Source organism: Leucobacter allii, assembly GCF_022919155.1.
In the GTDB taxonomy this organism is placed as follows: Bacteria; Actinomycetota; Actinomycetes; order Actinomycetales; family Microbacteriaceae; genus Leucobacter; species Leucobacter allii.
In genome coordinates, this window is record NZ_CP095045.1 from 527,887 (window position 1) to 552,813 (window position 24,927).

Annotated in this window: 19 protein-coding genes; 8 read left to right on the forward strand and 11 right to left on the reverse strand. The window is 71.3% G+C overall.

The annotated features are described in order from the left end of the window. The first annotated feature begins 10 nt into the window (after nucleotides 1-10). Complete coding sequence (locus MUN78_RS02265; protein WP_244692825.1) at nucleotides 11-1,555, forward strand: polysaccharide pyruvyl transferase family protein; 1,545 nt, start codon at nucleotides 11-13, stop codon at nucleotides 1,553-1,555. A 46-nt stretch (nucleotides 1,556-1,601) separates the two neighbouring features. On the opposite strand, the gene MUN78_RS02270 is transcribed toward MUN78_RS02265, so the two are convergent. From MUN78_RS02270 to MUN78_RS02305, 8 genes are all read right to left on the reverse strand, one after another. Next, complete coding sequence (locus MUN78_RS02270; RefSeq protein WP_244728516.1) at nucleotides 1,602-3,944, reverse strand: LGFP repeat-containing protein; 2,343 nt, start codon at nucleotides 3,942-3,944, stop codon at nucleotides 1,602-1,604. Between the two features lie 78 nt (nucleotides 3,945-4,022). Next, nucleotides 4,023-5,165 (reverse strand): ATP-binding cassette domain-containing protein, encoded by a 1,143-nt coding sequence (locus MUN78_RS02275; protein WP_244728518.1) that lies wholly within the window; start codon nucleotides 5,163-5,165, stop codon nucleotides 4,023-4,025. Then, a complete protein-coding gene (locus tag MUN78_RS02280) occupies nucleotides 5,149-6,015 on the reverse strand; it encodes an ABC transporter permease (protein WP_244692828.1) in 867 nt (288 codons plus the stop codon). The genes MUN78_RS02275 and MUN78_RS02280 overlap by 17 nt, the downstream gene beginning before the upstream one ends. 37 nt (nucleotides 6,016-6,052) lie before the next feature. Next, nucleotides 6,053-6,790 (reverse strand): LbetaH domain-containing protein, encoded by a 738-nt coding sequence (locus MUN78_RS02285; RefSeq protein WP_244692829.1) that lies wholly within the window; start codon nucleotides 6,788-6,790, stop codon nucleotides 6,053-6,055. Between the two features lie 32 nt (nucleotides 6,791-6,822). Then, nucleotides 6,823-8,820, reverse strand: a complete 1,998-nt coding sequence (locus MUN78_RS02290) for a DUF6541 family protein (RefSeq protein WP_244728520.1) — start codon at nucleotides 8,818-8,820, stop codon at nucleotides 6,823-6,825. Continuing rightward, nucleotides 8,820-9,206: a DUF2304 domain-containing protein gene (locus MUN78_RS02295; protein ID WP_244692831.1), complete on the reverse strand. Its 387-nt coding sequence runs from the start codon at nucleotides 9,204-9,206 to the stop codon at nucleotides 8,820-8,822. The genes MUN78_RS02290 and MUN78_RS02295 overlap by 1 nt, the downstream gene beginning before the upstream one ends. A gap of 7 nt (nucleotides 9,207-9,213) precedes the next feature. Further along, nucleotides 9,214-9,912 (reverse strand): glycosyltransferase family 2 protein, encoded by a 699-nt coding sequence (locus tag MUN78_RS02300; protein WP_244728521.1) that lies wholly within the window; start codon nucleotides 9,910-9,912, stop codon nucleotides 9,214-9,216. A gap of 48 nt (nucleotides 9,913-9,960) precedes the next feature. Continuing rightward, complete coding sequence (locus MUN78_RS02305) at nucleotides 9,961-12,081, reverse strand: acyltransferase family protein (protein ID WP_244728523.1); 2,121 nt, start codon at nucleotides 12,079-12,081, stop codon at nucleotides 9,961-9,963. Between the two features lie 172 nt (nucleotides 12,082-12,253). Here MUN78_RS02305 and MUN78_RS02310 point away from each other — a divergent pair, with 172 nt between their 5' ends. Both MUN78_RS02310 and MUN78_RS02315 read left to right on the forward strand, forming a co-directional pair. Next, complete coding sequence (locus tag MUN78_RS02310; protein WP_244728525.1) at nucleotides 12,254-13,366, forward strand: DegT/DnrJ/EryC1/StrS family aminotransferase; 1,113 nt, start codon at nucleotides 12,254-12,256, stop codon at nucleotides 13,364-13,366. A 39-nt stretch (nucleotides 13,367-13,405) separates the two neighbouring features. Further along, a complete protein-coding gene (locus MUN78_RS02315; protein WP_244692835.1) occupies nucleotides 13,406-15,199 on the forward strand; it encodes an ABC transporter ATP-binding protein in 1,794 nt (597 codons plus the stop codon). A 7-nt stretch (nucleotides 15,200-15,206) separates the two neighbouring features. On the opposite strand, the gene MUN78_RS02320 is transcribed toward MUN78_RS02315, so the two are convergent. Further along, complete coding sequence (locus MUN78_RS02320) at nucleotides 15,207-17,291, reverse strand: acyltransferase family protein (protein WP_244728527.1); 2,085 nt, start codon at nucleotides 17,289-17,291, stop codon at nucleotides 15,207-15,209. 196 nt (nucleotides 17,292-17,487) lie between these two features. Beyond that, nucleotides 17,488-19,248: an alkaline phosphatase family protein gene (locus MUN78_RS02325; RefSeq protein ID WP_244728529.1), complete on the reverse strand. Its 1,761-nt coding sequence runs from the start codon at nucleotides 19,246-19,248 to the stop codon at nucleotides 17,488-17,490. A 108-nt stretch (nucleotides 19,249-19,356) separates the two neighbouring features. Between MUN78_RS02325 and MUN78_RS02330 the strand changes: the two genes are divergently transcribed. Continuing rightward, complete coding sequence (locus MUN78_RS02330; RefSeq protein ID WP_244728530.1) at nucleotides 19,357-20,592, forward strand: cation:proton antiporter domain-containing protein; 1,236 nt, start codon at nucleotides 19,357-19,359, stop codon at nucleotides 20,590-20,592. Here MUN78_RS02330 and MUN78_RS02335 read toward each other — a convergent pair. Continuing rightward, a complete protein-coding gene (locus MUN78_RS02335; RefSeq protein ID WP_244728532.1) occupies nucleotides 20,573-21,658 on the reverse strand; it encodes a glycosyltransferase family A protein in 1,086 nt (361 codons plus the stop codon). The two genes, MUN78_RS02330 and MUN78_RS02335, sit on opposite strands and share 20 nt — an antisense overlap. Before the next feature lie 80 nt (nucleotides 21,659-21,738). On the opposite strand from MUN78_RS02335, the gene MUN78_RS02340 reads away from it, so the two are divergent. Genes MUN78_RS02340 through MUN78_RS02355 form a run of 4 tightly spaced genes read left to right on the forward strand, consistent with a single transcriptional unit; the run spans nucleotide 21,739 to nucleotide 24,925 of the window. Next, the gene (locus MUN78_RS02340) at nucleotides 21,739-22,890 is read left to right on the forward strand and encodes an acyltransferase family protein (protein ID WP_244728534.1); all 1,152 of its coding nucleotides are present in this window, start codon (nucleotides 21,739-21,741) and stop codon (nucleotides 22,888-22,890) included. Nucleotides 22,891-22,900: 10 nt separating this feature from the next. Further along, nucleotides 22,901-23,119 carry an acyl carrier protein gene (locus tag MUN78_RS02345; RefSeq protein ID WP_244728536.1) on the forward strand — a complete coding sequence of 73 codons (219 nt, stop codon included), beginning with the start codon at nucleotides 22,901-22,903 and terminating at the stop codon, nucleotides 23,117-23,119. Then, nucleotides 23,116-23,877: an SDR family NAD(P)-dependent oxidoreductase gene (locus MUN78_RS02350; protein ID WP_244728538.1), complete on the forward strand. Its 762-nt coding sequence runs from the start codon at nucleotides 23,116-23,118 to the stop codon at nucleotides 23,875-23,877. Before MUN78_RS02345 ends, MUN78_RS02350 begins: the two co-directional genes overlap by 4 nt. Before the next feature lie 37 nt (nucleotides 23,878-23,914). Continuing rightward, nucleotides 23,915-24,925, forward strand: coding sequence for a 3-oxoacyl-ACP synthase III family protein (locus MUN78_RS02355; RefSeq protein ID WP_244728540.1), 1,011 nt, complete (start codon nucleotides 23,915-23,917; stop codon nucleotides 24,923-24,925). The last annotated feature ends 2 nt before the right edge of the window (nucleotides 24,926-24,927 follow it).

The following is a 24,927-nucleotide window of genomic DNA, read 5'->3' on the forward strand; positions in this document are numbered from 1 at the left end:
CGGGGCGGACATGAAGTGCGTAGTGATCGGCGACGTCGGCTGGCGGAGCCTGTACCATCTCGGCGACGAGGCCATGACCGAGGCCGCGGTCGGGCTGCTGCAGCGGCGCGGGGTGACCGACATCACCGTGGTCGCCGGCCATCCCGAGGTGACCGAGCGGATGTACGGCGTCGCGACCGTCAAGCGCATCGGCTTCCTCCGCTCCTGGGGGCGGGAGAAGGACGAACGGGTGCTGGCGCGGCTCACCGAGCGGCTCGAGCGCGGCGAGGCCCCGCACGAGGGGATCTACGCCGCGATCGCCGACGCGGACTTCGCCGTGATCGCCGGCGGCGGCAACATGAACTCCTCCCACATCCAGCACCTCTACGAGCGCCTCGCCTTCACCCGGATCGCGAAGCACTTCGGCACGCCGCTCTTCGTGACGAGCCAGACGGTCGGCCCGTCGCTGCGGCCCGTCGATCGCGCGATGGTGCAGGAGATCCTGGACTACGCCGTCTGCTTCGGCGCGCGTGAGGCGACGACGTACGCATACCTGCGGACGCTGACCGACGACCCCGAGAAGGTGGTGCACACCCTCGACGACGCCGCACTGCTGTCGATCGACGACGCGGTGCGCGCCGAAGTCGACGCGCTCGGCCTCCCCGAGCGCTTCATCATCGCGAGCTTCACGGATCATCCGGGCACCACCGCGCTCGGGGTGTCCGAGTACCGGCGGCAGGCCGCCGAGCTGCTCGACGAGCTCGTCGAGCGCCACGACGTCGACGTCGTGCTCGTTCCGCACAACGGCACCTTCGAGCCGGGCATCGTCAAGAAGGACTGCGAGGGGCACGACGCGATCGTCGCGGCATCGCGCACGGGCCGCCTGCGCGCCATGCCCATGCTCATGGCCCGCGTGGCGGTCGAGATCACGCGGCGGTCCCTGCTCTCGCTCTCCACGCGCTACCACCCGACGGTCTTCGGTCCCCAGGTGCTCACGCCCACGGCGAGCATCTCGCTCTCCTACTACTCCTCGGTGCGCATGCGCGGCTCGCTCGGCAACGTCGGGCTGGAGCGCTGCGTCGTGCCGGTGACCGAGTGGCGGCTGGCCGCGGATGCCTGCTCCGAGCTGCTCTCCGGGGGCGAGGCGCTGCGCCGGCATCTCGAGCGGGCACAACAGGTCTCGTCGAGCTATCAGGAGTCCTGGTGGGACGCCATCGTGGCGGGCGCGCGCACGGGCGCGTGGCGGAGCCCGGGAGACATCCCGGAGATCGAGAGCTACGTGCCCGAGGGCGAATGGTCGCGCGAGGTCGAACTGCTCACACCGCTCTTCGACCGCTTCACCCAGGAGGCAGTCTGGCTGCAGCGCGCGCAGCAGGATCTGCGCGCCCTCCGGGCGCGGGCGGACGCGCGCGAGAATCGGCTCCGCGGCCGCGAGCACGAGCTGCGTCAGCGCATCGCCGAACTGCAGGGCCGCGCGACCGAGCTCGAGCAGCGAGCCACCCGGAGCGAGAACCGCAAGTCGGCCCGCGTCGCCGACGCGCTCGGGCGGTTCGGCCGGCGCCTGCGCAGGGGCTGAGCCGTCGCGGGCGTCGCGGCGAGCGGGGCCGCCCGCGACGCCGCGATCAGTCCGCCGAGGGCGCCGGGAGCGCGCCGTTCGTCGCGGAGACCGCGCTGCCGTCGGACGACGTGGATCCGGCGGCCGAGGCGTCCGCCCCCTCAGCGCTCGCACGGCCGTCGGCTCCCGCATCGGCTGCGGCGCCGCCCTGACCGTCAGCGTCGGCCGCACCGTCGGCACCGCCTGCAGCGGCCCCCTCGGTCGTCCCGTCGGCACCGCCCTCGGCGGCCCCCTCGGTGGTCCCGTCGGCACCGCCCTCGGCGCTGCCGTCGACGCCGTCGCCCGGATCCTCGACCGGGTCGGGCGGGTCGCCCGCCGGCACGGAGGGCGTGAACGTCACGCCCTTCCCGGGAACGTGCTTCGCCGTGCCGTGCGCGAAGCCGACCGTGCTCGAGCCGTCGGCGAAGGTGCGCTTGCCGGTGGTCGGCCAGCCCCATGAGCCGGCGGGTCCGCCCGCTGCCGCGTAGGCGGCCGTGAACTGGCCGTTGGCGAGCTTCACGGTCTTCTCCGGACCGTAGTAGAAGGTCGCGCCGGCGTAGACCTGGACGCTGCCGCCGGCGGTGAGTTGCGTGGACCGTGTGGGGTAGCCGAGGGCGCCGCTCGGCCCGCCGCGGGCGATCCAGTCGTCGTATGCCGACCGCGTCATGAACACGACCCCGGTCGCCTTCGAATGCACGGCGACGCCGTTCGCGAAGGTGATCATGCTGCCGCCGCCCGCGAGCGCGCGCTTCGCCTTGGCGGGCATGCCCCACGGGCCGCTCGGCCCGCCGGAGGCCGCGTAGGCCTTCGAGAACTCGCCCGTGGCGATCATGAAGCTGCCGCCCGGCACGAAGTAGACGACGCCGCGTTCGGTGGCGCGGCGCGGGAAGGTGTCGCCGCCCTTCATCGTGCTCGTGTAGTAGCCGAGCTTCGCGTGGCCGCCGAGCTTCGTCCACTGCGAGAGCTGCGTCGGGGTGACGACGGCGCTGCGGCTGCCCGAGACCATCAGGGTGCCGCGCTCGAACTTCTGCATGCCCGAGGTGCTCGTGGGCTGCGTCGCCGCGCCGACCGGGTAGCCGAGCGGCCCCGTGGCGCCCCCGCCGAGCTTCCAGAAGTGGTGGATGCGGCTCGGCATGTACTTCGCGCCGAGCGCCTGCGTGTAGATGGTCGTGCCGTGCTGGAAGTTCAGCGCACGGGTGCCGTTCGCGACCGTGCCCGTGGCGTTGCCCCGGACGAAGCCCCAGTCGCTCGCCGGGCCGCCGATCGCCCGGTACGCGGTGAGGAAGGCGCCGTTCGGCAGCCCGAAGGTGCGGTTCAGCGCGCGGGACTCCGTGATGAGGCCGCCCTCGAATCGCTGCTGCCAGCCGCCGCCGTTCTGGGAGACCCAGCTGCGCGCCCCGAGGGGCAGGCCGTAGCTCCCGTTCGCCCCGCCGTTGCGGTCGTAGATGACCTTGATGCCTCCGAGGACGGGCACCTGCGTCGAGCCGAACCAGCTCTGATAGAACAGGAAGAAGTTGCGGTTGCCGTACGACGAGCAGCTGTCTCCCGTGCCCCAGCCGGCGTTCAGCGCCGCCTGATTGGGGCGGTAGGGGGTGTAGATGTAGAGCGCGGCCGTCGCCCAGTTCTGGATGCGCACCTGCGAGGTACCGCAGCCGGGGTTGGGGTGCCACTGGATGGTGTTCGTCTGGAACGGCCGGTAGTTGTAGCTCGTGGGGTGGCTCTTGTAGACCTGGAGCTGCCAGGCCGCCCGGTACATCTGCGCGGGGAAGCCGCCGTTGCCGCTGTTGCAGTTGGCCGAGTTGTTGGGGCCGCTGTCGGGGCAGTCGTAGCCCATGGCGAAGTCGTACTGGCGCGCGGTCGGCCAGGTGTCGGTGACGAGGCTCTGCTCCTTCTCGAGCATCACGAGCAGCACCTTGGGGCTGATGCTGCAGGCCTTGCCGACGTTCGCGATGATCTGCCCGACGCTCTGGTTGCTGCCGCCCGCATAGGCCTTGCAGTACGCGTTGGCCGCCCGCGAGGCGGTCGTGAAGGTCGCGTCCTTCAGGCAGACGCTCGCGATGAAGGTGCTGCCCCAGGGCGACCAGGCCGCGCGCCCCGGGTCGCCGATCGTGCACCGGCCGTCGGGGGTCGCGGCGAGCCGCTGCGCGAGGAAGGACTGGATCTGGGCGGCCGACATGTCGTCGCCGTCGTAGAACAGCGCGTCGGAGATGATGTTGCCCGCATCGAAGTTCTGCGCCGATGCCGCCTGCGCCGCCGAGGGCTGCGCGAGCGGCGCCGCGCCGACCGCCGCGACGCCGAGGATGAGGGCGAGCACCGCCGGGAGCAGATGCCGGCCGCGTCCCCGCGTCGCCTGTGCGTCGTTCCGTGCCACCCGCGTACCTCGGTCTCTCCTGGGACGTTCCCGGACCACGTTACCCCGGAACGGCGAGCCGCATCAACGCGCGGCGGTTCAGCGGGGCTCTGACGCCGGCGCGTGCGGGACGAAGGCGACGCCGTCGTCCGTGGTGAAGGTCGCCGAGCCGTGCTGGAACTCGACGCGCCGGTTCCCCTGCGCGATGAGGCCGCGCGGCGCCCCGGCGATGAATCCCCAGGCGCCGTCCGGGCCGTCGTGCGCGAGGTAGTCCGTGAGGAAGGCGCCCGTGGTGAGGCCGAAGGCCTTGCCGAGCGCGTCGGACTCCGTGATGATCCCCTTCTCGAAGCGCTGGTAGCGGCCGCCGCCGTTCGCCTCGACCTCGGTCGCGCCGAAGAGCGGCCTCCCGTACTTCTCCCGGCTGCGCTCGTACACGCGCTTGATGGCGCCGCGCACCGGGTAGCTCACCGCGGTGCCGCCGTCGAGCTTGCCCGAGCCCGGCTTGACGTACTCGAGGGCCTCCTCGATGCCGCCGTCGAAGACCACCTTGCCGCGGTGGAGCACGACGCCGCGCTCGCAGAGCTGGCGGACCTGGCCCGCGTTGTGGCTCACGACGAACATGGTCTTGCCCTGCTCGCGCAGCAGCTTCATCCGCTCGGTGCACTTCTTGCGGAACGCGGCGTCGCCGACGGAGAGGATCTCGTCGACGAGGAGGATGTCGAGCTCGGTGTGCACCGCCACGGCGAAGCCGAGGCGGGAGTACATGCCTGAGGAGTAGAACTTCACCTCGGTGTCGATGAACTCGCCGATCTCGGAGAACTCGAGGATATCGTCGAAGCGCGCCTCCGTCTCCTCCTTGCTCATACCGAGGATGGCGGCGTTGAGGTAGACGTTGTCGCGGCCGGTGAGATTGGGGTTGAAGCCCGCGCCGACCTCGAGGAGGCCGGCGATGCGGCCGCGCGTGCGGATCCAGCCGGTATCGGGGCGGAGCACGCCGGAGAGCATCTTCAGCGTGGTCGACTTCCCCGAGCCGTTGCGGCCGAGGAGGGCGATCGACTGGCCCTCGGGCACCTCGAGGCTGAGGCCGTCGATCGCGGTGAACTTCGAGCTGAGCTCCTTGCGCTGCAGCGCGGCGACGACGCTCTCCTTGACCGAGGTGGCGTGGCGGATCTTGAACGTCTTGCTGATGTCGTGGATGACGATCGCGGGCTTGGGCTCGGCGGCCTCAGAGGTACTGGGCAAAGGTCCCCTCCATCTTGCGGAACGTGAGCTGACCGACGACCAGCGTGACGAGCGCGATCCCGAGCGCGATGACGCCGTTCAGCATCAGATGATCCGGCCGATCTGCCCCGGGCACGAGCGGGAGCCAGAAGACGTTGTGGAAGAGCTCCGTCGTCGCGGTGACGGGATTGAGCATGTAGATCTGGTAGATCCAGTCCGGTGCGATGCTCCGCACCATCTCCGAGGGGTAGAGCACCGGCGACGACCAGGTCGCGAACATGAGGATCAGCGCGACCACGTTGTGCGCGTCGCGGTAGGCGACGTTGAGCGCGCCGAAGAAGAGCCCGAGGCCGAGCGCGAAGACGATCACTACGACGAAGCCGAGGAGGAAGGCCGCGATCTGCATCCAGGTGACGGTCCAGCCGATGAAGATGCAGATGACGAGCAGCACGGCGGCCTGCGGGAGGAAGTGGGTGATCGCCGAGCCGACGGCGGCGACGGGGAAGAGCTCGCGCGGCAGGTAGATCTTCTTGACGAGGGAGGCGTTGTCGGTGATCGCGTTCGTCGTGTTGCGCAGCACCTCGCTGAAGAGGTTCACGGTGATGAGCCCGCAGAACAGGTAGACCGGGAAGAGCTCGACGCTGCGGTGCACGCCGAGCACGAGTCCGACGACGAGGTAGTAGAGCAGGAAGTGCGCGATCGTCTGCACGTACGACCAGATCCACCCCAGGGTGGAGCCGTAGTACCGCGTCGCGACGCTCTTCTTCAGCAGCAACGACAGCAGGTAGCGGTGGTGGAAGATATCCCACAGCCCCCTGCTCTTGCCCGGGGTGGTGAACTCCGGGTCGGTGAGCGCAGCTTGGTATGACACGACTGGATAGTCTACTTCGTCCGGCTGGGGAACCCTGCTACGCCGGTTCGGGGACGTCCATGAGCACGGGGCGCAGCTCGCCCTGCGCCTGCCACCATGCGACGGCGTCCGCGAGGCCGGCGAGTTCGTCGGGGAGCGCGCGAGCCGTCGCGAGCGCGTCGCCGGCGGCGTACACCCGCAGCAGCGTGGCCGCGACGGCGCGGTCGTGGCCCGCCCGCTCGACGCCGACCGCGTTGACGCCGGTGAGGCGCGGCGGGGTGCCGTACACCTTCGCGAACGGGGGGACGTCGCGGGTCACCGGCGTTCCCATGCCGATCATGGCGCCGGGGGCGATGACCCGGCGCTGGTGGACGACCGCGTTCATGCCGATGTTCACGCGGTCGCCGATGGAGCAGTGCCCGCCGATCGACACCCCGGCCGACACGGTCGCGTCCTCCCCGAGCTGCACGTCGTGCGCGAGGTAGGCGCGGTTGAGCACCCAGCTGCGCGCCCCCACGGTGGTCGGGCGGTGCGTCCCCTGATGGATGACGGCGCCCTCGCGGATCACGGCGCCCGCGCGGATGCGCACGCCCGCGTGCCGGAGATCCCCGGCCCATGCGGCGTTCTGCGGCAGGCTCGACACCTCTGGCGGCGCGCCGAGCTGCGCGCCCGGGCCGATCCAGACCCCGTCCTCGACGGTGCAGGGGCCGAGCAGCACCGCACCGGGGCCGATCCGCACGCCAGCGCCGAGGCGGACCTCCTCGCCGATGTAGGCGGCGGGGCTGATGTCATTCATGGGGCTCTCCTGGGGGTCGGGATCGGGGCCGCTCAGCAGCCCTCGATGTGGTACAACACGGCGTCGCCCTGGCGGTCGAGCTCCGTCAGGATCGGCGAGCGGTCCAGGTGCTTCATCTGCGCGAAGGGGATCGCGCGCGAGGTCGACGGCTCGAGCACGTACTGCTTGCCGAAGTCGAGCACGTAGTGCACCTCGAGCTCCCGCGACATCTCGCAGGCCGCGGCGGGGTCGCCGACGAGGGAGTCGACGAGCTCGTAGCCGCGGGGGTCGTAGATGCCGCCGGAATGAGGGAAGAGCACCTCGCGGTCGGCGAGGGCGTAGCCGAGCGCGCTGCCGTTGAGCGGATCGTTGGCGATGACCTCGCCGGCGGGCACCTCCTCGTCGAGCCGCTCCAGCAGTCGCCGCTCGTCGTCGCTGAGCAGCTGCGTCTCCTGCGGGCGCGTGTCGTAGCTCGTGCGCACGTACTGCTCGGCCGACAGCGTCCCCGCCTGGCCGGCGGCCAGGAGGAAGAGCAGGCCGAACGTCGCGAGCAGGGCGCGTCGCCGCGCCGCTGGCGGGCGCAGCGCCGCGATCCGCCGCAGCCCGGGCCGCAGCATCGCCCAGCCGGCGCGCGCACCGAGCACCGCGAGCGGCAGCGCGCCGAAGGGGACGAGGGCGGCGAGGCGCCTGGGGTCGTTGTACCAGGGGCTCAGGAAGAAGGTGCGCCACTCGGCGGCGGGGAAGGCGTCGGCGATGTAGTAGAAGAGCGCGAGGGCCGCGGCGCTGCCGAGCGCCCAGCGGAGGCCGCGGTGCCGCCAGGCGACCACGGCGCCGAGCAGCACGAGCAGCGAGACGGTCCAGGCGTGCCCCTCGAGGTGCGGGGTGCCGCCGATCAGCTGGAGCGCCGCGCTGCGCGGGCCGTAGAAGCCCTGCCAGGCCGTGTCGGTGGTGCGGCCCGCGACCCAGGCCAGCACGACGGCCGCCGCGAAGGCGACGACCCCGAGGATCGCTCCCGCGCGGCGCAGCGCCGGCGCGGTACGCGGCCGCACGAGCAGTCCCGCGGGCCCGGGCACCGGACGGCCGCGCAGCGCCCGGATCGCGGCGAAGGCGACGGGGACCGCCCCCCACACGAGCGCGCCGTGGATCACGTTCGGGTGCGCGAGGATGGCGGCACCGAGCGCGCCGAGGAGGAGGAGCCACCGGGTGCCGAGCGGCATCGGCAGCGCGCGGCGCGCGGGCCCGAGGTTCAGCAGCTGCAGTCCCGCGACGAGCAGGAACGGCATGAGCGCGTAGGCGAAGAGGTTCGGGTAGATCACGCCGTAGCCCGCGAGGAAGAGCGGGAAGTTCGGGAACGCGGCGAGGAGGGCGCCGGTGATGAGGGTGACCCGCAGCCCGGGCCCCGCGACCGCGCGGCCGAGGGCGAGCGCCCCGATCGGCCAGACGACCGCCGACACGACGAGGAGCACGGCGTTCGTGGCGACCGGGATCGCGGCCCCCGACAGCTGTGCGACGAGCGTGACGAAGGCGTGCCACAGCGTCGGGTAGAAGATCGGCTGCCCCGGGGAGGTGAGGTCCATCGTGAACGGCGAGGCGGAGCCGCCGTCCATGATGTAGCGCACCGCATTGAGGTGGAAGTTCACGTCGAAGGTCTGCGAGATCGCGCCGGGGGTGCGGATGGCCGCGATCAGGGTGATCGCGATGACGCCGCCGCCGATCGCCGCGGCGCCGAGGCCGATCCAGAAGTCCCGCCAGGAGCTCGCGCCGCGGCGGCGCTCCGCCTCGCCGCGCGGCGGCGCGCCGAGCCAGCGCCGGAGCAGCCGCAGCAGGACCGCGAGCGCCGCCGCGACCGCGAGGGCCGGGAGGATCGACCAGCGCATGCCGATCAGCGGGGCCAGGATGCTCGCGACCGCCAGCACGGCGAACGCCGCGGGCACCGCGACGACGAGCATCGTGAGTCCCCGCAGCCGCAGCGCGAACGCCGCGGGCAGGCCGAGCACGGCGATGACGGCGATCGCCGCGCCGAGCGGCAGTGCGAAGGCGAGCCAGGCCATCACCGGGCGGCGTCCTCGTCGGTGCCGCCGCCGGCGCCCGGCGCCGGCCGCTCGTCCCGCAGTCGCGCCTCCATCAGGGCGACGGCCCGCGCCAGCTCCGTCACCCGGGCGTCGCTGCGCGCCTTCGCCCGCACGACCGCGGTCGCGAAGATGAGCATCGCGATGATGAAGAGGTAGAGCAGGAGATCGGTGCCCCGGCCGATGCCGAAGAAATTGGCGACCGCCGTGAGCAGGCCGGGGAAGAGGATCGCCGCGGCTGCGGCGAGGACGAAGAGGATCGCGATGATCCGCTTCAGCGCGAGCGAGCGCTCGCCCGGCAGGAACCGGAAGGCGAGCGCGGCCGCGACGATGACGATCGCGACGAGGAGGATCTGGAACAGAATCATGGCGCCCCTATCGGATGATGAGATCCACGAGGATGTTCACGGAGTTGAGCAGTGACTGCCCCTTCGCCTTCGAGTAGTCGGAGTAGATGACCTCCACCGGCTCCTCGACGTAGGGCAGGCCCGTCCGGCCGAGCTGCACGACGATCTCGGTGCCGTGGGCCATGCGATCCTGCCGGAGTCTGATGCGGCGTAGCGCGTCCTCGCGGATGACGCGGAGCCCGTTGTGGGCGTCGGTGAGCCGTGTGCGCGTCGTGAGGTTCGTGACCCAGACGGCCGTCTTCAGCACGATCTTCTTCAGGAGCCCGGGCTTCGTGCGGTCGTCGAGGAAGCGGGAGCCGAAGACGATCGGGACGTCCTCGGCGCGGGATCGTGCGAGCATGGCCTGCGCATCGATGACGCGGTGCTGGCCGTCGGCGTCGAAGGTGACCACGTAGCCGGCGCCCCGCTCGAGCGCGTACGCGAAGCCCGTCTGCAGCGCCGCGCCCTGCCCGAGGTTGATCGGATGCGTGACGAGATGCGCCCCGGCGGCACGGGCGACCGCCCCGGAGCCGTCGCCGGATCCGTCGTCGATGCAGACCACGTTCGGGAAGACCGGCAGCAGATCGGCGATGACGCCGCCGATCACCGTGGCCTCGTTGTAGAGGGGGATGACGACCCAGGTGTCGGCGTTGGCGAGCGCGCCGGGCGTCGCGGGGTCGAAGGTCATGCGAACATTCTGGCAGATCCGCGGAAGGGATCGGCCGAGCCGTGCGGGTCAGTCGACGATCGGCGCCAGCGTCTTCGCGAACCAGGGCGCGAGCGAGAGCGAGAACATGCCTGTGAGGTGGTTGTCGTCCGTGTACATCACGAGATCGCCCGTGACCATGTGGCAGGTCTCCTCGGGGCACATGATGCCGTACGTGTCGACGATGTCGAGCCCGAGCGCGACGGCGGTCTCGATCAGCCAGTCCTCGGGCCAGGGGTTCGTCCAGGTGCAGGGATCGTCGCCCTGGCCGGAGGCGAGCACGCATTCGGGGCCCGTGAGCGGAGCGCCGTCGGGGCCCCGCACTCCGACGACGGGCACGTCGCGGATGACGACGACCCGTTTGCCCGCGTCCCGCAGTTCCGCGAGGCCCTCGGCGGCTTCGGCGGGGAGATCGTAGAGCTCGGTGCGGAGGCTCACGAGCACCGTGTCGACCTCGGGGTCCGCGGCGATCTCGCCGCGCAGCCGCTCGCCCCACTCCGCGCAGCGCGCGGCGTTCGCGTCGTCGCCCGCGGCGGGGCGGGCGAACAGTCCGCAGGAGGCGCGGCTCTCGAGCCGCAGGTCCCAGCCCTGCTCCGCCGCGACGCGCTGGATCGGGGCGAACACGTGCTCGGCGTGCGAGTCGCCAAGGACGACGACCCCGGGGGCGTCCGGTCCCGGATCGGCTGCGGGGACGTCGCAGGAGCGCTCCGTCCAGGTGCCGACCGTGGTCTCGGTGCAGTACGCGCGGCCGTCGCCGTCGGTGAACCAGTACCAGGGCTTGTCGGCCTCGGCGAAGGCGGGGTCGACCGCCGGAGTGCGCGCGTGGGGAGCCGCGCAGTCGGCGACGAGCGCGCCGGCGCCGACGCAGCGCGCCTCGCCCGCGGCGGCGCCGCCCAGGGCGTCGCCGTCGAGGAGCGCCTGGATCTCCGCGCGCCGCCGATCGGTGTCCGCCTCGGCCGCGAGGATCTGCGCGGCGCAGAGCGCGATGACGAGCCCCGCGGCGACGGCCATGCCGCCGAAGACGACCGGCGGTCGCTCGAGCGGCCCGCGGGCGCGCCGCACGGGTTCCTCGACGAAGCGCCTCGTGGCCCAGGCGAGGAGGAGCGTCGCGGGCAGCACGATGAGCGCGAGACGCCAGTGCGCGAGCGGCGCCGCGGGATCGGCCCCGAGCGTCGCGTCGAGGACGACGATGAGCGGCCAGTGCCACAGGTAGATCGCGTACGAGGCGTCGCCGACGAACTGCACGGGGCGGGCATGCGCGAGCCGCTGGGGGGCGAGGCCGGTCGCGGAATCCCCGACCCAGAGCAGGGCGCCCGTCGCGGCGACCGGGATCAGCGCGATCCAGCCCGGGAAGGCGGTCGCCGCGTCGAAGCCGTACGCCGCGGCGAGGATCGCGAGGAGGGCGGCGAGGCTGAGCGCGTGCTTCGCGGCGCCGGGGAGCCGGGCCGCGGGGAGCATGGCGACGAGTCCGCCGAGGAGGAATTCCCAGACGCGCGTCGTCGTGACGAAGTACGCCTCCTGCGGGGAGGCGGCGGTCAGCGCGATCGAGTGGATGAGGGATGCGGCGAAGGCCGCGGCGAGCACCGTCGCGATGAGCCGGCGGCGATCGCCGCGGAGCCGTGCCGCCAGGAGGGCGGCGCCCGCGATGAGCAGCGGCGTCACGAGGTAGAACTGCTCCTCGACCGACAGCGACCAGTAGTGCTGGACGAGCGACGGCGGATTGGCGGCGTCGAGGTAGTCGACGGCGCCGGCCGCGAGGTGCCAGTTGAGGAGGTAGCCGGCGGCGAAGCCGATGTCGCCGAGGTTCTGCACCCGCACGATGGCGGGCATGACCGCCACCGCAAGCACCGCGCAGACGAGGAGCACGAGGAGCGCCGCGGGGATGAGCCGGCGCACGCGGCGCGCCCAGAACCGGGCAATCCGGATCCGGCCCGTGCGGTCGAGCTCCCGCAGGAGATGGCCGATGATGAGGTAGCCGCTGATGACGAAGAAGACGTCGACGCCGAGGTAGCCGCCGGAGAGCCGTTCGGGGAAGAGATGGTATCCGACGACGAGGGCGACCGCGAGCGCGCGCAGCCCCTGGATGTCGAGCCGGATGCCGCGGCGCGTGCGCTCGCTCTCGGGCGCGCGTTCGCGTGCGATGCTCGGCATCGTCACCTCCTCGAGTGCGTCGGGCGCCGGGGCGCGGAGCCCAGGCTAACAGCGCGCTCGCGCCGCGGTCGCCGGGGCCCGCCCCGCCGCGGGGGCGGTTTCGGAGCGGAGGCCGAGTATCCTGGCACATGACGAGCGGCATTCCCACGGTCCGCGCGAAAGGTGATCCTCCATGTCGACAGACTTCATTCCCGCTGCCAGGCCCATCATCGGCGACGACGAGCGGGAGGCCGTCGACCGCGTGCTCCGCTCCGGGATGATCGCGCAGGGGCCGGAGGTCGCGACCTTCGAGCAGGAGTTCGCCGAGCACTTCGTGCAGGGCCGCGCGACGGTCGCCGTGAACTCCGGCACGAGCGGGCAGCACCTCGGGCTGCTCGCGGCGGGGGTCGGCGCCGGCGACGAGGTCATCGTGCCCTCCTTCACCTTCGCCGCGACGGGCAACTCCGTCGCGCTCACGGGTGCCGCCCCGGTCTTCGCGGACATCGATCCGCTGACCTTCACGCTCGATCCGGAGTCCGTGCGGGCCGCCATCACCCCGCGCACCAAGGGCATCATGCCCGTGCACCTCTACGGCCACCCCTTCCTCGTCGACCAGATCTCGGCGATCGCCGAGGAGCACGGGCTCGCCGTCTACGAGGACGCCGCCCAGGCGCACGGCGCCTCCTGGGACGGCCGCCCGGTCGGCACGTTCGGCGACTTCGCGATGTTCAGCCTGTACCCCACCAAGAACATGACCTCGGGCGAGGGGGGCATGGTGAGCTGCGCGAGCGAGGAGCTGGCGCGCGGCGTGCGCCTGCTGCGCAATCAGGGCATGGAGACCCAGTACGCCAACGAGGTCGTCGGTTTCAACGCGCGGATGACCGACATCCACGCGGCGATCGGCCGGGTGCAGCTCACGAAGGTGGACGCGTGGACCTCGCAGCGGCGCGCGAACGCCGCCGCGCTGGATGCGGGCCTCGCGGGCCTCGACGGCGTGACGACGCCCTATGTGGCCGAGGAGGCGGTGCACGTCTACCACCAGTACACGATCCGCGTCGACGCCGCCGAGCGCGACCGGCTCCGCGACGCGCTGCGCGCGGAGTACAACGTCGGCTCCGGCGTGTACTACCCGATCCCGAACCACCGCCTGCCGTCGCTCGCGGAGTTCGCCCCCGGGCTCGAACTGCCCGAGACCGAGCGCGCCGCGGCCGAGGTGCTGTCGCTGCCCGTGCACCCTTCGCTCTCCGAGGGCGACCTCGAGCGCATCGTCTCCGGCGTGACCGCCGTGCTGCGGGCGGGGGCCTAGACCGGGCCCGTCCGCGTTCGCGGATCGCCCGTCGGCATCATGAAACAGATCTGGATCACGCTGCGGCAGCTGCTCCCGCTCCTCCCGGAGGGCGCGCAGCGCTACTACCTCGGCTACATCATCGCCACGAGCCTCATCACGGCGCTCGACGCGATCGGCATGTCGCTGCTCGCGATCGTGCTCCCCTCGGCGATCTCGGGCAAGGCGATCAGCCTGCCGGTCATCGGTACGGTGGAGCCGGGCACCGTGCCGCTGCTCGTGCTCATCGCGCTCGGGCTCATGCTGCTGAAGTCGGTGCTCAACGTGGTGCTGCAGTGGTTCGCCACCCGCCGCTTCGCCAAGTACGAACTCGAGGTGGGCGACCGCCTGTTCCGCGCGTACATCGGGGCGAGCTGGGAGGAGCGCTCGAAACGATCGGTCGCGGAGATCACCCGTATCGCCGACGCCGGCATCGCGAACGCGATGGCGGGCTTCGTGCTGCCGCTCATGCGGGTGCCGAGCTCCTTCTTCACCTTCGTGCTCGTGCTCGGCGTGCTCGTCGTCGCCGATCCCGCGGCCTCCGTCATCGCCTTCGTCTACCTGTCGATCGTGATGCTGCTCGTCCACTTCGTGGTGACGAAGCGCGCGCTCGAGGCCGGGCAGGTCAATCTCGACTTCAGCTACCGCGTCGCCAACCTGATGACCGAGATGATCGACGCGCTCAAGGAGCTGAGCCTGCGCAATCGGCTCGGCGAGGTGGCCGATCTCGTCACCGACAACCGCCGGCGCAGCACGCGGGCGCGCGCGAACGGCTCGTTCCTCGGCGTGCTGCCCGGTTTCGCCTACGAGGCGGCGCTCCTCGGCGGCATCGCGCTGATCGGCGGCTTCTCCTACTTCACGGGCGGCATGGCCGCCGCGCTCGCCTCGGTCGCGCTCTTCGCGACGACCGGATTCCGGCTCATCCCCGCGCTCACCGGACTGCAGGGCGGCGTCGTGCAGGCGACCGCGAGCCTGCCGGGCGCCCGCGAGGTCGTCAACGACCTCATCGCCTCCGAACGGGACATCGAGACCTCGCAGACCCCGGCGGACACCGCCGAGCTCGCCGAGAACCCCCGCCTGCTGCGCCTCGACGACGTACGGTTCCGCTATCCGGGCGCCGACGCCGATGTGATCCGCGGCATGTCCCTCGACATCCCGCTGGGCAGCTCGGTCGGCATCGTGGGGCCGTCGGGGGCGGGCAAATCGACGCTCATCGATCTGCTGCTCGGCCTCAGCCAGCCCTCGGCCGGCGCGATCGAGCTCGACGGGGAGCCGCTGCAGTCGGTGCTCCGCCAGTGGCGGGGGCGCGTGGGCTACGTGCCGCAGCGCGTCGCGCTCTTCGACGGCACCATCGCCCAGAACGTCGCGCTGACCTGGAGCGACGACATCGACCGCGAGCGCGTCATGCACGCCCTCGAGCGGGCGCAGCTCGGCTCGCTCGTCTCCGACCGCGCCGGCGGCATCGACGAGCGCATCGGCGAGCGCGGGGTCTCGCTCTCCGGCGGGCAGCAGCAGCGGCTCGGGATCGCCCGCGCGCTGTACACCGATCCGCTCGTGCTCGTGCTCGACGAGGCCACCAGTTCGCTCGACACCAAGACCGAGGACGAGGTGACGAAGTCGATCCGCAGCCTGCAGGGCGAGGTCACGCTCATCTCGGTGGCGCACCGGCTGTCGACGATCAAGGACTACGACCGCGTCTGCTACCTCGACGATGGGCGGATCGTGGCGCAGGGCACCTTCAGCGAGGTCGCCCGCGCGCACCCCGCCTTCGGCGAGCAGGTCGCCCTCGCGGGGCTCGCCCGCGAGGTGGCATAGCCGGGGCCTACGCCGCGCCGCTCCCTCCCGCCTCGACCGCCGGGACCAGTCTGGCTTTGAGGATGTCGATCGTCGAGAGGACGAACGAGTCCGTGAGATGGGTGCCCCGCCGGTACAGCAGCGCGTCGCCGATCACGGCGGGGCAGGCGTTCGCCGGCGGGCATGCGACGTCGGACATGTCCACGACGTCGACGCCGGTCGCGGCCGCTGCCGGCAGCTGCCACCGCACGCCCGAGGCCGCGATCGCGGCGTCCCGATCGAATGCGCATGCCGAGAGCGTCTCAGGATGCTGGGCGACGCAGTCGGCGACCTCGAAGCCGGGGCTTGGATTGTCGAGGATCGGCACGACCCTGATCCCGGAGTCCTGCAGCTCGCTCCAGCGGGCGCCGAGCATAGCGACGCCGCGGGCGGGGTCTCCGTCCTGCGAGCCGTCCAGCACTCTCAGACTGGAGGTGATGACCACGTCGGGGCGCTCCTCGAGCAGGAGGTCGAGCGCCTCCGCGTTCCACGCGGTGCAGCTGCGCGCCGCCAATTCCGTGTCCGCCCACGCGGGCTCGGCGAAGGGGCACCCCGCCTTGTAGGCCGTGGTGATCCGCCAACCGCGCTCCTCGGCAATCCGTGCGACGGCGGAATCCCATTGCAGGATCTTGGAGTCCCCGACGACCGCGACGTCGAGCGCCCCCTCGGGGTCGCCGGAGGTGCAGACGATGAGCTCCGGACTCCGCGCGCCGGTAACGCAGCCGTCGCGCTGCGCTCGAGGAAGATCATCGAGTGCCGCCGCCGGGCCGGGCACGAGCGCAGCCGAGTGCTCCTGCACCTCGTGGGGTTCGACGAGACCGCCGGGATCCAGGGTGAGCGCGCGTGCGCCGTAAGCATTCGGATCCACCGCGGCGGCGTCCGTCCGCGCGGGCACCGCCGCTGAGAGGAGCAGACCGGCGAGAATGCCGATGAGCGAGAGATTCGCACCCACCGACAGCATGAATCCGGGCCGTTCGCTCAGGCGGCGGGAGCGTCGCACGGGGTTCTCGATCCACTTCAGGCTGATCCAGGCCAGGAGGCCGGAGCCCAGCACGAGCAGGATGCGGTAGCGCAGTCGGAGTTCGCCGAATCGCGCTTCCGCGAGCACCAGCACCGGCCAGTGCCAGAGGTACCAGGAGTAGGAGAGCCCACCCACCCAGGCGACCGGCCGCCAGCCGAGCAGTCGCGCGGCATCGAAGGCGCGCGGTCTCGCGGAAGACGCCACGATGACCGCTGCCGTCCCCAGCACGGGGACGAGGGCCGCGGAGCCCGGCCACGGCATCGTGTCGTCGAACGCGATCGCAGCCCAGGCGATGCTCGCCACTCCGCCCCAGCCGAGCACGACGGAGACGGCGACTGGGATGCGATGCCAGAATCCGGCCCCCACGGCGACGGCAGCGCCCGCGCCGAGTTCCCAGAGTCGGGTCGAAGTGACGAAGAAGGCGACGTCGGCGTCCGAGGGGGTGTGCACGACGGACCAGACGAGGCTGGGAAGCGCGATCAGGCCGATGACGATCGCGCTGATCACCCGCACGCGGCGCGGTCGGCCGCCCCGCAGGAACAGCCAATAGGCGAGGCCCAGGGCGACCGGCCAGAGCACATAGAACTGCTCCTCGACGGAGAGGGACCAGAAGTGCAGCACGGGCGAGACGCCCTGACCCTGCGCGTCGTAGGCGATCGACTCCGAGGCGAAGCGCCAATTGACGAGGGAGAGCGCGGCCGCCGACACATCGCCGCCGACGGCGCGCCAGCTCGTCTGCGGGAGCAGGACCCAGCTCGCGAGCGCGGTCGCCACGAGCACCGTCGCCGCGGCGGGCAGTAGGCGCTTCATGCGGCGCGCCCAGAACGCGGCGAGCGAGAGGCGGCCGGTCGATTCGACCTCGCCGAGGATATGCGAGGTGATGAGGAATCCGCTGATGACGAAGAAGACGTCGACGCCGATGAACCCGCCGCGCAGCACTGGCGCCTGCAGGTGATAGATCAGGACGAGCCCGATGGCCACCGCCCTGAGCCCCTCGATCTCGGGGCGGAAGCGGCGCTCTCGCGGCCGGGCGGACGACGGGGTGACGGTCATGCTGGCTTTCGGAGTTCGTGGAGGGGAGAGGGCGCATCCGGGTGCGGTGAAGGATCCCCATGGGCAATGCGGGGAATTCTCATGAGCCTAGTCGGAAATCCTTGTGAGGATAGCGGGGACCGGCGGGCGCCGAGCACCCGTCGCCTCGGCTCGACGAATCGTCGGCGCACTCGCCGTCGAGCGGCGCGGCGTGCGATCAGGAGGCTTGCGCGCCGAAGAGCCCCGTACCGTACTTGAGGAGCATCTCGTAGGCGTCCCCGAAGGTCTGCGGCGGCGAGGCCTGCTCGTCCGCCGTGCCGAAATGGTGGATCAGCAGGCCGATGAGCCCGTGCGCCGGCGGACTCAGCGGGCGCGAGGCGTGCGCTCTCGCCGGATGGGCCTCCGGATTCGGGTGCACGTAGGAAGGCGTCGTCTGCGGCCAGTCCGCCGCGTGCCGCGGCACCGTGCGGTTGAAGGCGTCGGCGATGGAGCGCGCTGCGGCGTCCCGTCGGGTCAGGGGAGGGAACTGGAATCGCTCGGCGAGCGTCGCGGCGAGCGAGCCGTGATGCATCTCCTCGCTGAAGACGCTGCCGCGCTCGGTGTGCGCCGAGACGACGATCGCCGGCACCCGGCACCCGAGACGGTCGAAGTGGAAGCCCATCTCCCCGGCGCCGCTGCCGTCGGGCGGCGTGGCCTCGGGCGGCGGGACGTGGTCGTAGGTGCCGCCGTGCTCGTCGAACGTGATGAGGAGCGTCGTGTTGAGGTAGTTCGAGCCGGTCTCCGAGGTGGAGTTGCGGATCGCGGTGTAGATCTCGTGCACGAGCGCGTCGCCCGCCCGCGCGTCCGAGATCGCACCGTTGTACACGTGCTCGCCGCCCTCGTCGCCCTCGTGGAGACGGCCGACGGGCGGATGGAAGTCGTTGTGGTTGAACATCATCCGTGGTTCGACGAACGCGTACTCGGGGAGGGCGCCGCGTTCGACGTCCTCGTAGAACTGCGTCATGGTCGCGAAGCGGTCGGTCTTCCAGAACTCGCGCAGTACCGGTGCATGGAGCACGCCCGTGAATGAGATCAGCTGCAGTTCGTCGAAATAGATCCGCCAGCTCAGCCCGGCCTCCTCGAGCCGGTTGAACACGGTCGGAGTCTCGGCCGCGCCGAGCCACTTGAGGTAGCCGCCGCCGTGCTTGTTGGTCACGAAGCCGTGGGAGGTCGAGGCGTGGAAGAAGCTGCGGTTGCAGAAGGTCTGGCTGGGCACGGCGCAGAACCAATGGTCGAAGACGCCGAACTCGCGCGCGAGCGTCGAGAGGACGGGCAGCATCTCGGGGGAGAAGGAGCCCATGATCTGTTCGCGCTCGTGCGTCATGGGAGCGCGCCGCTTGCGATGCACGAAGTCGGCTTCGTAGTCGAGCACGAAGCCGGACATATCGGCGGGGGTGCCGCGCTCGGGGGCATGGTAGGGCTCCGTGAGCTCGCCCACGTCCTTGCCCCGGTTGTGGGAGTCGATCCGTCCGAACACCTGCGTATTGACGTGTGGATACTCCTCTCCGGGATCGGGATCGGGGCGCCCCATGACATAGTCCGTCGACCCCGCGTACACGTGGGCGGGGATCACGGTGCCGTCCTCAGCCGTGTTCGCGTAGTCGCCGAAGGCGAGGCCAGCGAACGTTCCGCCCGGGGGAGGATCCTCGGGCGTGTAGAGATAGCCGAGCAGATTGTCGAAGGAGCGGTTCTCGCCCATCACGACGACGAGGTGGTCGAAGCCCGGCTCGGTTCGGGGCTTCGGGATGTCGAAGCGCTCGGGGATGTAGGGCGTCCCTGGGTCGGGCCTGCCGACGGCGGCGGCGACCGCGGCGGCCCCGCCTGCGCCCGCGGCGACCCCCGCGGCGACGAGTCCGCCGGTCTTCAGGAAACTGCGGCGGCTCGGCCGTGTCCCCGGAACGCCCGTTCGAGGCGCGTCCTCGATCTCCTCCGAGGCCATGCGGCTCCTCTTTTCTCGTCGCTGCGGTGCGCGGGCCGGGGCGGCCACGGTTCCCCCAATCTATGGCTTCGGGCGCCTTGCGCGCGAGGCCTGTTCTACAGTCGTACTGTGATCCCACTTCTGGTCTGCTGCACGGTCGCGATCCTCGCCTGGTCCCTCGTCGGCGCGCGATTGCAGCGGTGGCACTTTTCCGGTCCCGTCGTCATGGTGCTCAGCGGGATCGCGATCGGCTTCGCGTTCCAGGACAGCATCGAGACCGGGCTCAATACGCAGCTCGCCGAGCACATCGTCGAGCTCATTCTCGCGCTGCTGCTCTTCGTCGACGCGACGGAGGTGCGCGGCGGCTTCTTCGCGGGAGCGCGCGGGCCTGTACTGCGGCTCCTGCTCATCGCCCTGCCCGTCTCGATCGTGCTCGCGGTGGTCGTCGGGGTGCCGCTGCTCGGCACCTCCGTGTTCGCGGTGCTGGCGATCGCCTGCATCGTGCTGCCGATCGATTTCGCGCCCGCGGCCGAGCTGCTGCGCGACCCGAGGCTCCCGCGCCGCACGCGCCACGCCCTCGCCGTCGAGAGCGGGTACAACGACGGCATCTTCTCGCCGATCTTCGCCTTCGCCCTCATCGTGCTCGGGCTCTCCGAGACGAACGGGGGCCCGCTCGGCGCGCTCGAGGAGGCGATCCCCGCCGCAGGTTACGCGGTCCTCGTGGGTGGAATCATCGGCGGTGCGGCGGGCCTCGGAGCGCGCCTCGGGGCCCGCCGCGGCTGGGCCACGCCGAGCGGATTGCGGATCGCGATGGTGCTCGTGCCCGTCGTGACCTACGCCTGCGCCCTGCCGCTGCACGGCAACGGTTTCGTCGCGGCGTTCATCGCCGGGCTCGTCTACAAGCCGGCGAGGCTCGGCCGGCGCGGCTTCCGCAAGAACATCCCCCACGCCGAGCTCTCCCTCGCCGACGATCTCGGCGTACTCAGCTCCCTGGTCATGTGGTTCGTGTTCGGCGCGGTCGCCTCGCTGATCCTCGTCACGCCGGTCGAGTGGAGCTGGATCCTGTTCGCGCTCCTCGCACTCACCCTGCTGCGCATCGTCCCGGTGCTGCTCGCCTTCCTCGGCAGCGGGTCGACCCTGCGGGAGCAGGCGGCGCTCGGGCTGCTCGGGCCCCGCGGCACGTCGAGCATCGTGTTCGGCCTCCTCGCCTTCAACGCGATGCGCGACGACGACGCGAATATCGCCCTCTACGTGCTCATCGTGGTGGTGCTCGGCAGCGTCGTGCTCCACAGCCTGTTCGGCCGCCGGCTCGCGGGCGCCCTGGCGGCGCCCGACCCCGCGGGGATCAGTGCGCGCCGTTCATGATGCGGAAGCCCGAGAACAGCGTGCGGAAGGGCGCCTGCCGGTGCAACGCGCGGAGGGGATTGCGCGGCAGCAGCGTCGGCAGGGACATGTAGACGTGCCGCCGGTCGAGCGCGAGCGCGAGCGATTCCGGCGTGCCCGCCGCGCTGCGGAGCTCGTCGAAGACCGCCCGGTCCGCGCGAGACAGGAGGGCGGTGGCCCCCGGGGCGAGCCCCTCGAAGCGATCCAGCAGGGCGAGCAGCCCCGCGCGGTTCGCCTCGAGATCCTCCGGGGTGCGGGCGCGCGCGAAGATCGCGTCGAAGACGTGGATGCGGATGAGCTTCACGACGATCGCGACCCGTTCGGGGCGGGAGGCGGCGGCGAACCAGGGGAGCGTTTCGAGCTCGTCGAGGAAGGCGAAGTCCCGGGCGATCGGCCGGGGAGCGAAGGTGACGCGGTCGCCCGCGTCGCCGTTGATGATGTAGGGCGGTCCGGCCAGGTCGTAGGCGAGACGGTCCGCGGTGTACCAGACGGTCAGCGAGTACGTGAGATCCTCACCCGACGGCAGCCCCTCGGTGAGCCGCAGATCGCCGAAGCGGCGCCGGTCGATGAGCCCGAGCGGGGCGCTGCGATAGGCGAGACGATCCTTGCGCGCGTGGAGCCCCTCGGTGCGGCGCCCGTTGCGGACAGGCGGATAGGGGTCGGTGCGGCCGGTGTCGAGCCGGATCCGCGCGAGCACCGCCTCGGCTCCCGTCCGCTGCTGGAGCGCGAGCCAGGAATCGATGGCGCCGGGGGCGAGCTCGTCATCCGAGCCCATCACGGAGATGAAGGGCGCCGTGGAGCTCGCGAAGCCGTGGTTCATGGGGCCGGCGGGGGAGGGAATGCCGTCGCGCAGCTCGAGGAGCCGCAGCTGCGGATGCGCTGCGTAGTCGCCGAGGTTGCGGCGGATGATCCCGGGGTCGATGTTGTGGGCCACGACATTCACCCGCACGGGCGCCCGCGTGTGATCGAGCACGGAGGAGACGGCCCGCGCGATGGGGCGGGTCTCCGAGTGGACGGCGATGGTGAGGTCGACGAGCGGCTCGGTCATGCCTCGATGCTACCGGGAGCGGGTTCGGGATCGGCCTCGGGTAGGGTTGACTGCGCTCCCGCAACCGGATTGGACCCGCAGTGACATCTCCCGCGACCGCGACGCTCGCCGCGCCCACGCCGCGACTCGACGTGCTGACCGGACTGCGATGGTGGGCGGCGTTCCTCGTCTTCCTCTATCACATGCGCGTCTTCGCGCCGCTCCCCGGGCCGATCAACCTGCTCTTCGACCAGGGCTACTTCGGCGTCACCTTCTTCTTCGTCCTGTCGGGCTTCGTGCTGACCTGGTCGATGCGCCCCGGGGTGCGGACGTCGACGTTCTACTGGCGGCGCTTCGCGCGCATCTGGCCGGCGCACATCGTCGCCCTGCTCATCGCGATCCCCGTCTTCTACACGCTCGGTCCCGTGCCCGAGGGCAGCTTCCTCAAGCCGTTCGACCTCGGAATCCTCCTGCTGTCGGTCGTCGTGCTGCAGGGCTGGTGGGCGAACCCCGCGATCCTCTTCTCGGGCAACCCCGCCGCGTGGACGCTGACGGTGGAGATGCTCTTCTACGCGGTGCACCCCTGGATCTCCCGCGTCCTCGTGCCGTTCGCGAAGCGCGGCGCTCTGGTCCTCGCAGCGGCCGCGGTGCTGTGGGCGTTCGCCTACCGCGCCGGAGCGGTGCTCTGGCCCGAATCCTGGCTCGTCCACGTGCCGATGCCCCTCGTCCGCGTACCGGAATTCCTGCTCGGTATGGCGCTCGCCTGGGCCATGCGCTCCGGGTGGCGCCCGCGGCTCCATCCGCTCATCGGTGTCGGGTCGATGGCGGTGGTCGTCGCCGCGATCGCGATCGGCACGGTGCGACCCGCGTTCGCGCACGTCGCCGCGTTCGGCAACGAGCTGTTCACGGTCGCCGTGGGGCTCGCGATCGTCTCGCTCGCCGTGCGCACGGTGAACGGCCGGCGCTTCCTCTTCGAGACGCGGTGGCAGGTGAAGCTCGGCGAATGGTCCTTCGCCTTCTACCTCGTGCACGCGACGGCCATCTACCTCGCGCTGCGCGTCTTCGGGTACCAGGAGGCGAGCTGGGGCAACCTCGGCTGGTTCGCCGGGCTCCTCGCGGTCACCATCGTGCTCGCCTGGGCGCTGCACCACTTCGTCGAGCGCCCGTTGGAGCGCCGGATGCGGAAGTGGAAGGACGCGCAGGATCGCGCGGACTCCGGCGCGAGGCAGGACGCGGGCGCGGCGACGCAGTAGGCTGAAGGCCATGGACAGACAGACGCTGCTCGAACTCGTGGCCGAGACCCTCGAGGTCGATGCGATCACCGAGACGGAGACCCTCGAAGCGCAGGGATGGGACTCCCTCGCCCGGCTCGGCTTCATCGCGGCGATCGATGAGCGTCTCGGGGTCGAGCTCGACGCCGATGCGCTCGCCCGGGCCGAGACGGTGGAGGATCTGCACGCGCTCGTGTCCGCCGCATCGTGAGCTTCGATTTCCTCGGTCTGGATGGCAGCGCCCTCCTCGTGACCGGCGCGTCGTCGGGCATCGGGCGGGAGACCGCGATCCGCGCGAGTCGCGCCGGTGCGCGCGTCGCGCTCGTGGCGCGCCGCGAGGACGCGCTCGATGAGACCCGTGCGCTGCTCGACGGCGAGGGGCACGTCGTCCTGCCTGCCGACCTCTCGGAGCACGCCGGCATCCCCGCGGTCCTCCGCGCGGCCGTCGAACATCTGGGCCCCCTCGACGGGCTGATGCACGCCGCCGGTGTCCACGCCACGACGCCGCTCCGAGCGGTGACCACGGCGCAGATCACGGGCCTTCTGGACGCGAATGTGACGAGCAGCATCCTGCTCGCGAAGGCGTTCCGCAGCCCGAAGGTGCGCGCCGAGCGGGCGAGCATCGTGCTGATGTCATCCGCGGCCGGGCTCGTCGGCGAGGCGGGCGTGAGCGTGTACGCGGCAACCAAGGCCGCGGTCTCCTCGCTCGGGCGTTCGCTCGCCCTCGAGCTGGCCCCTGAGCGCATCCGCGTCAACAGCGTCGCCGCGGGGATCGTCGAGACGCCGCTGACCGAGGGTCTTCGGCGCAAGATTGGTCACGACGCGTGGGCGGCCATCGAAGCCGCGCATCCGCTCGGGATCGGCTCGGTGGAGGACGTGGCCAACGCCGCGCTCTACCTGCTCGCTCCGGCCTCCGGCTGGACCACCGGCACCACGCTGGTCGTCGACGGCGGATACACCGCGCACTGAGCTCCGTCGCCGGCGGGGGCTGGGATAGACTGCGGGCATGCAGGCACGTATCGTCGCGATCGAATCCCACCTTCCCGAAGCGGTCCTGACGAACGAGGATCTCTCGGCCGAGTTCCCCGAGTGGAGCGTCGAGAAGATCTCCGCGAAGACCGGCATCCACCGCCGGCATATCGCGGGTGAGGACGAGTTCTCCTCGGATCTCGCGATCGCGGCCGGACGGGCGCTGCTCGAGCGACGCGGCATCGATCCCGAGACGATCGACTACGTGATCGTCTGCACGCAGAGCCCCGATTACTTCCTGCCGACCACCGCGTGCATCGTCCATGCCGGTCTCGGACTGCGGCAGAACTCCGGGGCCGCGGACCTGAACCTCGGCTGCTCGGGCTACGTCTACGCGCTGGGGCAGGCGAAGGGGCTCATCGAATCGGGGCAGGCGTCCCGCGTGCTGGTCATCACCGCCGACACCTATACGAAGTTCGTGAACCCCGCCGACAAGAGCGTGCGCACGATCTTCGGCGACGGCGCCGCCGCGACGCTCGTCGCCGCGGAGGACACGGAGACCGAGGGCATCGGCGCGATCACCTACGGCACCGACGGGACCGGCGCCGGACACCTCGTGGTGCCGCACGGCGGACTGCGCCGCGGCACGGACATCGCCCCCAAGTCGGCCCCCGCGGCGCGCGATCTCGAGAGCAGCGGCTACGACCTCTTCATGGACGGCCCCGAGATCTTCAATTTCACGCTGCGCGTCGTGCCGGAGTCGGTGCAGGCGATCCTGGAGCAGGCGGAGCTGGGGCTCGACGACATCGATCTGTTCGTCTTCCACCAGGCCAACGCCTTCATGCTCGAGCATCTGCGCAAGAAGCTCAAGGTGCCCACCGAGAAGTTCTTCGTGGCGCTGGCGGAGACGGGCAACACGGTCTCCTCCAGCATCCCGATCGCGCTCGCCGAGGCGGAGCGGCAGGGCGCGCTGCGGCCGGGCATGCGGGTCATGCTCCTCGGCTTCGGCGTCGGCCTGTCCTGGGGCGGTCTGATCGTCACGTGGTAGGC

Coding starts and splice junctions, on each gene's coding strand:
- MUN78_RS02265 (WP_244692825.1), top strand. CDS start 11: ATGAAGTGCGTAGTGATCGGCGACGTCGGCTGGCGGAGCCTGTACCAT.
- MUN78_RS02285 (WP_244692829.1), bottom strand. CDS start 6,790: ATGAATGACATCAGCCCCGCCGCCTACATCGGCGAGGAGGTCCGCCTC.
- MUN78_RS02290 (WP_244728520.1), bottom strand. CDS start 8,820: ATGGCCTGGCTCGCCTTCGCACTGCCGCTCGGCGCGGCGATCGCCGTC.
- MUN78_RS02295 (WP_244692831.1), bottom strand. CDS start 9,206: ATGATTCTGTTCCAGATCCTCCTCGTCGCGATCGTCATCGTCGCGGCC.
- MUN78_RS02300 (WP_244728521.1), bottom strand. CDS start 9,912: ATGACCTTCGACCCCGCGACGCCCGGCGCGCTCGCCAACGCCGACACC.
- MUN78_RS02305 (WP_244728523.1), bottom strand. CDS start 12,081: ATGCCGAGCATCGCACGCGAACGCGCGCCCGAGAGCGAGCGCACGCGC.
- MUN78_RS02310 (WP_244728525.1), top strand. CDS start 12,254: ATGTCGACAGACTTCATTCCCGCTGCCAGGCCCATCATCGGCGACGAC.
- MUN78_RS02315 (WP_244692835.1), top strand. CDS start 13,406: ATGAAACAGATCTGGATCACGCTGCGGCAGCTGCTCCCGCTCCTCCCG.
- MUN78_RS02320 (WP_244728527.1), bottom strand. CDS start 17,291: ATGACCGTCACCCCGTCGTCCGCCCGGCCGCGAGAGCGCCGCTTCCGC.
- MUN78_RS02325 (WP_244728529.1), bottom strand. CDS start 19,248: ATGGCCTCGGAGGAGATCGAGGACGCGCCTCGAACGGGCGTTCCGGGG.
- MUN78_RS02335 (WP_244728532.1), bottom strand. CDS start 21,658: ATGACCGAGCCGCTCGTCGACCTCACCATCGCCGTCCACTCGGAGACC.
- MUN78_RS02345 (WP_244728536.1), top strand. CDS start 22,901: ATGGACAGACAGACGCTGCTCGAACTCGTGGCCGAGACCCTCGAGGTC.
- MUN78_RS02355 (WP_244728540.1), top strand. CDS start 23,915: ATGCAGGCACGTATCGTCGCGATCGAATCCCACCTTCCCGAAGCGGTC.